The organism is Amycolatopsis sp. 3B14 (assembly GCF_050958625.1).
In the GTDB taxonomy this organism is placed as follows: Bacteria; Actinomycetota; Actinomycetes; order Mycobacteriales; family Pseudonocardiaceae; genus Amycolatopsis_E; species Amycolatopsis_E thermoflava.
Genome location: NZ_JBHZEN010000086.1, coordinates 1 through 10355, shown reverse-complemented (window position 1 = coordinate 10355; position 10355 = coordinate 1). Strand labels below are relative to the sequence as shown.

The 10355-nt window shown below is 71.3% G+C and carries 8 protein-coding genes; 5 read left to right on the top strand and 3 right to left on the bottom strand.

Annotation, left to right across the window (positions count from 1 at the left end; all coding sequences use genetic code 11):
* Nucleotides 1-563 precede the first annotated feature (563 nt).
* A complete protein-coding gene (locus ACCP09_RS36695; protein ID WP_433753517.1) occupies nt 564-2438 on the top strand; it encodes a DivIVA domain-containing protein in 1875 nt (624 codons plus the stop codon).
* Nucleotides 2439-3566: 1128 nt separating this feature from the next.
* Here the strand turns inward: ACCP09_RS36695 and ACCP09_RS36690 are convergent.
* Complete coding sequence (locus ACCP09_RS36690; RefSeq protein WP_027934400.1) at nt 3567-4175, bottom strand: hypothetical protein; 609 nt, start codon at nt 4173-4175, stop codon at nt 3567-3569.
* A 110-nt stretch (nt 4176-4285) separates the two neighbouring features.
* On the opposite strand from ACCP09_RS36690, the gene ACCP09_RS36685 reads away from it, so the two are divergent.
* The 3 genes from ACCP09_RS36685 (at nt 4286) to ACCP09_RS36675 (ending at nt 7452) form a co-directional block, all read left to right on the top strand.
* On the top strand, nt 4286-4723 hold the full coding sequence (locus tag ACCP09_RS36685; RefSeq protein WP_123685106.1) for an Hsp20/alpha crystallin family protein: 438 nt from the start codon (nt 4286-4288) through the stop codon (nt 4721-4723).
* A 96-nt stretch (nt 4724-4819) separates the two neighbouring features.
* Nucleotides 4820-6184, top strand: coding sequence for an FAD-binding oxidoreductase (locus ACCP09_RS36680; RefSeq protein WP_433753514.1), 1365 nt, complete (start codon nt 4820-4822; stop codon nt 6182-6184).
* A gap of 5 nt (nt 6185-6189) precedes the next feature.
* Entirely contained in the window at nt 6190-7452 is a 1263-nt protein-coding gene (locus ACCP09_RS36675; protein WP_433753512.1) for an aspartate aminotransferase family protein, read from the top strand.
* A gap of 393 nt (nt 7453-7845) precedes the next feature.
* On the opposite strand, the gene ACCP09_RS36670 is transcribed toward ACCP09_RS36675, so the two are convergent.
* Nucleotides 7846-8412, bottom strand: a complete 567-nt coding sequence (locus ACCP09_RS36670) for an NADPH-dependent FMN reductase (protein WP_433753510.1) — start codon at nt 8410-8412, stop codon at nt 7846-7848.
* A 442-nt stretch (nt 8413-8854) separates the two neighbouring features.
* Nucleotides 8855-9475, bottom strand: coding sequence for an NAD(P)-dependent oxidoreductase (locus tag ACCP09_RS36665; RefSeq protein ID WP_433753508.1), 621 nt, complete (start codon nt 9473-9475; stop codon nt 8855-8857).
* 56 nt (nt 9476-9531) lie between these two features.
* Between ACCP09_RS36665 and ACCP09_RS36660 the strand changes: the two genes are divergently transcribed.
* A complete protein-coding gene (locus ACCP09_RS36660; RefSeq protein ID WP_027934406.1) occupies nt 9532-9912 on the top strand; it encodes a winged helix-turn-helix transcriptional regulator in 381 nt (126 codons plus the stop codon).
* The last annotated feature ends 443 nt before the right edge of the window (nt 9913-10355 follow it).

The window sequence follows — 10355 nt, the reverse complement described above, 5'->3', positions numbered from 1 at the left end:
CCCACCCGCCCGGCCATCACGTCCGGCCGGCCGCCCATCAGGTCCGGCCGCCCGGCTATCACGTCCACCCGCCTGGCCACCACGCCCGGTCGCCCGGCCATTTCGCCCAACCTCCGGCCATCACGCCAACCCCCGGCGCCCCGGGCTGTTCCGGTGCCGGCAGCTCGTTGGCGTGTCGCCGCCGGCGCGTGGTGGCGGCCCGGTCGTCGTTTCGCGCCCGTTTTTGACTCGACCGGGACTTGACGGTTCATAGCTTTTTCCGGAACCCGCCATCGCGCACGGTGATCACGGGCGCGAACGCGAAGCATCCGAACGTCGGCCCCCGCACTACGTGCAGGTGAATCGGCTGCAGATGCCGTTGCCCCGCAGGCGTTCCGCCGGTGCGGTCGTGCCGCCATCCGGGTTGCGGAGGCGGACCCGAAGGCGAATGCGAGGACGTCACACCGGAAATTCGAAACGCGCGGCCCCAGCGGGTGGACGCGGGGCGCGGATGAGAGGATGCTGGGCAGTGGCAGGCTTTCAGCAGCTTTGTCCATTCAGGACAGTCTCTTCGGGAGGTGCGGATGACGGCCGTGGACGCTCGCGAGGACCTGGTGCCACTGCGGACCGATTTCGACCGCTCGTGGCGTGGCTATGACGCTCGTCAGGTGCAGGCGTATGTCCGCGCCGTGGAGACCGACCTGCGGATGGTGATCGCCGACCGGGACGCGGCCGCCGCCGCGGTCGAGCGGCTAGCCGCACAGATGGAGGACCTGCGCACGGAGAACGACGCTCTGCGCGAGAAGATCGACCGGATCAGCCGGACGCCCATCGAGGCGGAGGGGCTGACCGAGCGGTTGCTGCGGATGGTGGAGCTGGCCGAGGACGAGGCCGCGGAGGTCACCGAGCGGGCGCGGCTGGCGGCCGAACGGAGCTGGGCGGCGGCCGAACAGGCGGCCGGTCGACTGCGCGAGCGGCACGAACGCCTGGTCGCCGAGCTGGACTTCCGGCGCCGGGAGATGGCCGAGGAGCAGGCTGAGCTGATGCGCCGCACCGAGGCCGAGGTCGATTTGATGACCCGCCAGGCCGCGCAGAGCAGGCGCAAGCTGGACGAACAGGCGGCGCGCCGCCGAGCCGAAATCGAGCGGGACTTCGAAGAGGCGATGTCCGTCCGGCGAGCCACGTCGATGCGAGCGATGGCCGAGCGCGAAGCCGAGGCCACCGCAAAGGCCGACGAGCTGGTCAAGAACGCCCAGTCCAAGGCCGACGAGCTGCTGCGCGCCGCCCGAGAAGAGGCCGAGTCCACGCTGACCTCGGCCCGCACGGAGGCCGAGTCGACGTTGACGTCCGCCCGCGCCGAGGCGGACCATGTGCTGACCTCGGCCCGCGAGGAGGCGAACGAAACTCTGACGTCCGCGCGCGCCGAAGCCGAGTCCACGCTGACGTCCGCCCGCACGGAGGCCGAGTCGACGTTGACGTCCGCCCGCGCCGAGGCGGACCGCGTGCTGACCTCGGCCCGCGAGGAGGCGAACGAAACTCTGACCTCCGCCCGCGCCGAAGCCGAGGAAACCCTGACCTCCGCCCGCACGGAAGCGGACGAAACGCTTGCGTCCGCCCGCGCCGAGGCCGAAACCACGGTGACCTCGGCCCGCGCCGAAGCCGACAGCCTGGTCGCATCCGCGCGCGCCCAAGCAGGTGACCTGCTGTCCTCGGCCCGCGCCGAAGCCGAGGAGACGGTGACCTCGGCCCGCGCGGAAGCCGACCAGACCCTGGCCGCAGCGCGCGCCGAAGCCGAATCCCTCCAGGCGAAAGCCACCAAGCAGGAGGCCGACGCCCAGGCCAGGGCCGACGAGCTGGTCACCACCGCCACCGCCCAGGCGGAGAAGCTCACCGCCGACGCTCAAGCCAAAGCCGAAACCCTCGTCGCCGACGCCACCGCACAGGCCGACGCGAAGCTCGCCGACGCGACCTCCCGCGCCGACGCCCTCCTGGCCGACGCGACCAAGCGTGCGGATGCGATGGTCGCGGAGGCCACCGACCGGGCGAGCGCGATGATCGCCTCGGCGACCGCCCGCGCCGAGGACAAGGTCACCAGGGCCAGCACCCAAGCCGAGAAACTGCTGGCCGAAGCCACAGCCGAAGCGCGCCGCCGCACCGACGAGGCCGCCGCCAAGGTCGCCGAGCTGGACAAGATCCGCGTGGACATGACCGACCGCCTCCGCGCGATCAGCACCCTCCTGGCCGAGGCGACCCCCCTCCTGTCCGAGACAGCCACAGCCAAGCCCCCGACGCCCACCGACGCGTCGCCGGCAACCCCTGTCACCAGCGCAGAACCCCTCGACCAGCCCACGCCAGCCCAAGCCTCCAACGGCAAACCCCCGTCGGTCCCGCGCGTCGAGATCGCCGTCCCGGAGCAGATCTCGGCCACGGAGAAGGCCCCGCTCGAAGTGACCCCCTGAGGCCCGCCACCCGGTCGCCTCGCACACGCGGCGGGGCCAGCCCCGGCACGACAACCTGCCGCCACCCGCCCAGCAGCGCTCACGGCCGGTGCCTAGCCGCACCTGGAGGTTGCCCTCCGATTGGGCCCCTACCAAGGCGCCGTAGGACGAGGCTGCCCTCCGATTGGGCCACCTGCCAAAGCGCCGTAGGACGAGGTCGCCCTCCGATTGGGCCACCTGCCAAAGCGCCGTAGGACGAGGTCGCCCCCGATTGGACCCCTACCAAAGCGCTGCAGGACGAGGTCGACTCCAATGAGGCCCCTGGAATGCGCTGCAGGGCGAGGTCCCCTCCCCGCCGACCCCGAACTCGCCGCAGGACGATGCCGACCAGACAACGTCGGCGACCTGGCCGCGCACCCAGTTGCGGCTGGTGACAGCTGCGCCTTGAGCTTCGCGACCGGCTCACCGCAACGCGCCGCGGGGCTGCGACCGTCAACCAACCTCGCGAACGCTTGGTCAAGACAGGCGGAAAGCCGCGCTTCCGGCTCGCGCAGCAGCCAGCTCGGCTCACTTGGCTGCCCCAGGCAGAGCGTTCGCCGCACGCCCGGCGCCACCCCCCGGACCGGCCCTCGGCTGAAGCCGAGGCAAGCCGAGCCCGGAGGCCGCGGATCGGCTGATCTCACCAACGCGACCCACTGGCACGCCACCTCGAGCTCGAGGCCCGACGCGGCGGAGCTGCGTCGGCCAGACAACCTCCAGCGATCGCAGGCAGACGAACCTCCCGCCAGTGACCGCGCGCGGGCAGACGGACCTCTCCAGCGACCCTGCGCGGCCAGATGGACCTCCCTCCAATGAGCCCGCGCGGGCAACACGCCCGCTCTCCAATGACCCCCCGCAGGGGCAGACGGACCTCCTGCCCACCCGCGCAACGGTCACTCGCCGCTGGTGGAACGCGTTCCGAGGCGCTCCGGTCAGCTGCCGCGAGTGGCGCCAGACGTGGCCATCGCGACGAGGCCGCGGCACGGCAGCCACGCAACGGCACCCGCGCAGCCCGTCGCCGCAGTTTGGGCGAATCATGATCGACGTTGATCAAGCACTGCCGCGGAACCCATCGCAGCCCTCGTGCTCCCTGCTCGTGGCGGTACAGCGTCAGGAGCTGCTGCCCGCTCGGGACGACTGCCTCCTTTCCTGGGTCTCCCGGCGGACCCGGTCCATGTGGTCGCGGACGAGCGAGACCTCGACCGCCAGCTGGGGGTAGGTCTGGTCGAGGTGCTGGATCACCCCGCTCAGCGGTGTCAGCAGCGCTGCCGCGTCGTCTTCGGCCAGTGCTCGCCGCACCTTTCCCACGCCCGGCACGCCCTTCAGCGCGCTGATCTGCCCGGCCAGTCGGCGCAGCGAGGCCGAGTTCTCGCGCGCCCACTGCATGACCGCCTTCTCCTCGGCGCGGCGGTCTCGCGTCTTCTGCACCCGTTCGTCAGCCGTGTGGTCGCTGCCCACGGCATCCCGGAGCCGTAGGTAGCGACGCTCGGCCGCCTGCCTGCTGGCGACGCCGAGCGCGGGAGCCAGCTCCGCCCAGCTGACGCCCGCTTCGCGCGCGGCTTCGATGAGCTGCGGCTCCCAGACCGTCAGCGTGTCCCGTAGCGCCCGCAGCACCTCGAGTGCGGCGAGCACCCTCCTCGGGTCGTAGTCGGCGGTGGCTTCGCCGAGCACTCCCTCTACCAGTTCCAGCGCGTCGTGCAAGTTGTCGTAGGGCGGCACAACGTCATCATGCCGATGACGCGGGCACTTGTCAACGGAACGACGACGCGCTATAACTGTGGTGTGCGACGTCAACGTCCCAGGTGAACGAGACCGAAGGAGGTGGCGAGATGTTGATGCGCACCGATCCCTTCCGCGAACTCGACCGCCTGACCCAGCAGGTGTTCGGCCAGGGGTCGGGAACGTGGTCGCGCCCCGCCGTGATGCCGATGGACGCCTATCGCGCGGGCGACGAGTTCGTGGTCGTGTTCGACCTGCCCGGCGTGAACCCGGACGCGATCGAGCTGGACGTCGAACGCAACGTGCTGACCGTGAAGGCGGAGCGTCGTCCGTCCGCGGCCGGCGACAACGTCGAGATGCAGGTGGCCGAGCGGCCGCTCGGCGTGTTCTCCCGGCAGCTCTTCCTGGGCGACACGCTCGACACCGACCACATCAAGGCGACCTACGAGAGTGGCGTGCTGACGCTGAGGATCCCGGTGGCCGAGGCCGCCAAGCCGCGCAAGATCGCTATCGAGAGTGGTGAGAGCCGCAAGGAGATCACCGCCTGAGACCACTCCAGAGGGGGGTGATGCCCGGATGTCCGCGGGCGAGCGCCCGGGCATCACCCGGTTCTCTCGCCTACCTTCGCCCGATACGGTGAGTTCGTGGGACTCATCGCCGAGCTGGAAGCCGATTTCGTCACGACCGACCCGGACGTACTTGCCGGTTACCGCTTCGACCAAGCCGGGTTCGGCACGGCCGGCGTGCCGATGGCGCTGGCACGGCCGACCGAGACCGAAGATGTCGTAAGAATCCTGCGTGTCGCTTCCCGGCACCGGATCCCTGTCGTCCCGCAGGGTGCCCGGACGGGACTGTCAGGTGGAGCGAACGCTGTGGACGGGGCGATCCTGCTCTCCCTCGAGCGGATGACCCGCATCCTGGACATCGACGAAATCAACCACACGGCGACCGTGCAGCCGGGGGTCGTGAACGCGGTCCTGTCCCGAGCGGTCGAGGACAAGGGCCTGTTCTACCCGCCCGACCCCGGCTCGTGGGAGTCGTCGACGATCGGTGGCAACGTCGCCACCAACGCCGGTGGGCTGTGCTGCGTGAAGTACGGCGTCACCAGTGACTTCGTTCGGGAACTCGAGGTGGTGCTCGCCGACGGGCGGGTGCTGCGGACGGGCCGCCGCACCGCCAAGGGCGTCGCCGGGTACGACCTGGTGCGGCTGTTCACCGGCTCGGAGGGAACGCTCGGCGTGATCACCGAGGTCACGGTGGCGCTGCGGCCGGTCGCGGAGGCGCCGTTGACGGCGGTCGCGTTCTTCGCGGCGCCCCCCGCGGCGTGCCGGACGGTCACGGAGTACCTGAGCACCGGGCAGCGTCCGTCGGTGCTCGAGCTGATGGACAAGCCGACGATCGACGCGGTCGCGGCGTACCGGGACCTGGGTTTCCCGGACGACGTCGAGGCCGTGCTGATCGCCCAGTCCGATCGGGGGCCGGCGGCGCCGCACGACCTCGAGGTGTTCGCGAAGGTCGCGCGGTCCTGCGGGGCGACCGACGTGCTGGTGGCGAGCGACCGCGCCGAGGCGGACATGCTCATCGCGGCACGGCGGCTGGCCGGGGTCGCGATGGAGCAGCTCGGTGATCGGCTGGTGGACGACGTGTGCGTGCCCCGCTCGCGGCTGGCGGATTTCTTCGAGGGGGTGACAGCCATTTCCCGCGAGCACGACGTGCTGATCCCGACGTGCGGGCACGCGGGGGACGGCAACATGCACCCGAACGTGGTCTTCGACGCCGCAGACCCGGATTCGGTGCGGCGCGGGCAGGCCGCGTTCGACGCGATCATGGCGCTCGGTCTCCGGCTGGGCGGCACGATCACCGGTGAGCACGGCGTGGGCATGCTGAAACGGGACTGGTTGGAGACGGAACTGGGAGAGGTGGGCGTGTCCGTCCATCAAGCGGTCAAACAGGCCTTCGACCCGCTGGGAATTCTCAACCCCGGCAAGGTCGTCCGCCCGCTACCGTGAGGGGCATGGACACAGCACTGTGGCATCCGTTCTCGGACATGGCGGTCGTCCGGGAGGACGAGTTCGTCCTCGAGCGCGGCGAGGACGTGTGGGTCTACGACGCGGCAGGCAACCGTTACCTGGATGCCACGGCCAGCCTTTGGTACGCCAACGCGGGCCACGGACGGGCGGAGATCGCCGACGCCGCCGCCGAGCAGATGCGCAAGCTCGCCGGCTACTCGATCTTCGGCGACTTCACGAACGAACCGGCCCGTGCGCTCGCGGGGCGGCTCGCCGGGCTCGCGCCGATGCCGGATGCCAAGGTCTTCCTCACCACGGGCGGTGGGGAGGCGATCGACAGTGCCGTCAAGATCGCGCGCCGCTACCACGTGGTGCAGGGGCAGCCCGAACGGGTGCACGTCATCAGCCGGACGAACTCCTACCACGGCACCAACGGCATCGGCACCGGCGTGGCCGGCATCGAAGCCAACCGAACCGGGTTCGGCGAGATCCTGCCGTCCTCGTCGCGCGTCACCTACGACTCGGTCGACGCGCTGCGTGACGAGATCCGGCGGGTGGGACCGGAGCGCGTCGCGGCGTTCCTGTTCGAGCCGGTCATCGGCGCGGGTGGTGTGCTCGCGCCGCCGGAGGGTTACCTGCAGGGCGTGGTCGACGTGTGCCGGGAGTACGGCGTCCTGGTCATCGCCGACGCGGTGATCTGCGGTTTCGGCCGGCTCGGCACGTGGTTCGGGGTCGAGCGGTGGGGTGTGGAGCCCGACCTGATCACCTTCGCCAAGGGGGTGACCAGCGGATACCTGCCGCTGGGCGGGGTCGTCGTGCACGGGCGCGTCGCCGAGCCGTTCTGGGCCCGATCGGGCACGACCCTGCGGCACGGCGCCACCTACTCCGGCCACCCAGCCTGCTGCGGCGCGGCCCTGGCGAACATCGACATCCTCGAGCGGGACAACCTGTTGCAGCGGGGACAGCTGCTCGAAGGTGAGCTCGCCGCCGCGCTGCAGCCGCTGGCCGCGCACCCCCTCGTCCGCGAGGTTCGGGCAGGGGTGGGGCTGCTCGCTGCTGTCGAACTGCAGCCCGACCTGTTCGAGCGTCTGCCGTCGGCTGTGGCCGACCTCAGCCTGCTCATCCGTCAGCGGGGTGTGCTGACTCGGACGCTGGCCAAGGCGCTTGCCGTCTCGCCGCCGTTGACCATCCAGCGGCCGGAGATCAACGAGATCGCGCAGGCGTTCGCCGCGGGACTCGACGAACTGGCACTGAAGGCCGGGAGCTGACCCAGCGGGACCGGCGCGCGGTGATCCCGGTGGCGGGATCGGCGCAGGGTGATTCTGGGGGTGGCGCCGGTGCAGGGGCGATTTTCGTGGTGGGTGGGTTCCGCGGTGATTCCGGTGGCGGGGCCGGCACGGTAATCCTGTTGGCGGGCGGGCGCGCGGTGGTCCTGGTCGTCGGGCGGGCGCGTGGTGGCCCCGATGCCGGAGCTGCCCCGAAGTCGGGACCGGGTCATCAGGGGAGATCAGGCAGCCAGAGGTTCAAGCGGACGAAAAGCAGGGGCGCTGGCGATCTCCGGCGAGATGGGACGGCGGGTGCCGGAGGCCTGGCGGCGGAGGTGGTTCTCGCGAGCGTGACGGGAGCGACCCCCAGCCGCCCCCGTCACGAGTCGGCCCTGGTCAGCTCGCGTACGGGCGGACGCGCCGCGCGTCTCGGAGCGAGTGAGCCCACCAAGCGAGCTGGTCGAGCAGCGCCTTGGCCGCTGCCGTCGGACCGTCAGGGTTGATCAGCTCGCCCTGGTCGTCGAACTGGCTCCAGGCGCTGTGGAAGCTCACCGTCTCCCGGATGGTCACCGCGTGCAGCTCGGCGAAGACCGGGCGCAGGTGCTCCACCGCACGCAACCCACCGGACAACCCGCCGTACGACACGAACGCCACCGGCTTCGCCTGCCACTGCGTGCCGTGCCAGTCCAGCAGCGTCTTCAGCGATGCCGGGTAGCTGTGGTTGTACTCCGGGGTCACCACGGCGAACGCGTCCGCCTTCTCCAGGCGCTCGCTGACGGCCGCCACCTCGGGAGTCGGCCGGCCGGACAGGGCAGCGGGGAGGTTCGCGTCCGCCAGGTCGATCACGTCGACCCGGAACTCGCCGTGCTCGGACGCCTGCCTGGCGAACCACTTCGCCACCACCGGGCCGAACCGGCCGTCCCGCGTGCTTCCGACGATCACCGCAACATCAAGAGGTTCCATGCGGATCAGGATGTAACCTCGACATTACTAGAGGTCAAGAGCTTCTGATCAGCGATTATGTGCGGCGAAAAGTGGGCTGCTGGGGCAGCGGCTGGCGACGACAGCGGGCTTGACCACACCGGCACCCGGCCGTGGGGAAGGTTGGTCAGGCGCCGGTGGGTCGGCAGGTGCTTGACCGTGCCGGCCTGTGGGGCGTCGGGTCACGGGCCGGGGGATCGGCAGGTGTTGCCGCACCGGGGGCGTGGCCGTGGGGAGGGGTAGGCAGGGGCGGGTGGTCAGCAGGCGCTTGGCTGCGCCGGCGCGTTGGGCGTGGGGAGGTTGGTCAGTGGCCGGTGGTTCGCAGGTGTTGCCGTGGCGGCCCATGACCGGGCGGGGATGGTCAAGGGCCGGGTGGTCGGCAGGTGCCCGACCGCACCGGCCCCTGACCTCGAGGAGCGTTCCGTCAGGCGCCGGTGATCAGCAGGTGCTCCCGCCGGTGCCGGGGGCTCGACGCCTCGTCGACCAGGGCGACCGCGAAGTCCGCGTAGGACACGCGCGCCTCGGGGTCGCCGGAGGCCGCCACCCGGTACCTGCCGGTGCGGTCGCCGCCGTGGTCGAAGTCTCCCGCGGGGCTCACGTACAGCCAGTCCAGATCACTGGCGCGCAACAGGTCCAGCCCGGCCGCGTGCGCGGCCGTGAACGGGCGGAACTCCGCCGGGAACCCGGGCGCATCCCGGAGGGGCCGGCCCGTCGCATCCGGGGCCAGCGACGACAGACCCACGACGACCACCCGCGCCGCGCCGGAAGCGGCGAGCGCGCGTCCCGACGAGGTGAAGAACGCGTGCGGATCGGTGTCCGCTCCGTAGACCGCGGCCGCTGAGATCACCGCGTCCTGGTCCTTCACCAGCGCGGCCACCGAAGCCGCGTCCGTGACGTCACCGGCCACCAGTTCGACCCCGTCGGGCGCCCGGTGCTTCGCCGGGTCGCGCACCACCGCCGTCACCTCGTGCCCGCGCCGCGCGGCCTCCGCGACCGCCTGCTGTCCCGCGCGCCCGCCGGCGCCGAAAATCACGATTCTGCTCATGGTGCGACCGTAGCCAGCGTCCCGGTTTCCTCCTGGATACCGATTACCGTGGCAGTATGCGCGAACCCCTGCCACCGGACATGTTCGACGAGATCTGCCCGTCGGGCCTGGCGCCGATCCGTTTCGGCGACAAGTGGGCCCCGCTGGTGATCGCCTGCCTCGAGCACGGTCCACGGCGCTTCTCCGAACTGCGGGTGCCCCTGCGGCGGGTCACCCCGAAGGGACTGACCAAATCACTGCGCGGCCTCGAACGCGACGGGCTCGTCAGCCGCACCAGCCACCCCGGCACACCGCCGCGCGTCGAGTACGAACTCACGCCCCTTGGCCGCAGCCTGCTGGAGCCCATGAAGGTCGTGTGCGCCTGGGCCGGCGAGCACTGGGAGGAACTGCTCGACGCGCGCGAGGCCTACGACAATCGGCTGCGCGAGGCACGCTGACTGTCCGTTGTGGACCAGCAGGTGGGCGGCGGCTGGATTCCGGGGCAGGGCCGCCGCGGGTGCTGCGGCGAGTGGGCCGGCCGGTGGTCGGGCAGGTGGGTGGTGATTTCTGGGGGCAGGGCTGCCGCGGGTGTTGCGGCGAGTGGGCCTGTCGGCGGTCGGGCAGGTGGGTGGCGGCGTTTTCGGGGGGAGGGCCGCCGCGAGTCTGGGGTGAATGGGACGGCCAGCGTTGGGACAGGTGGGCGGCGATTTCTGGGGGCAAGGCCGCCCTGGCGCTGCGGTGAATGGGCCGGTCGGAGGTGGGGCACGTGGGCGGCGATTCCAGGGCAGGGTCGCTGCCGGCACTGCGGCTAGTGGGCCGGTCGATGGCGGGCAGGGGGGTGGTGTTTTCGGGGGCAGGGGCGCTGCGGGTGCTGGGGTGAATGGGTCGGCTGGCGGTGGGG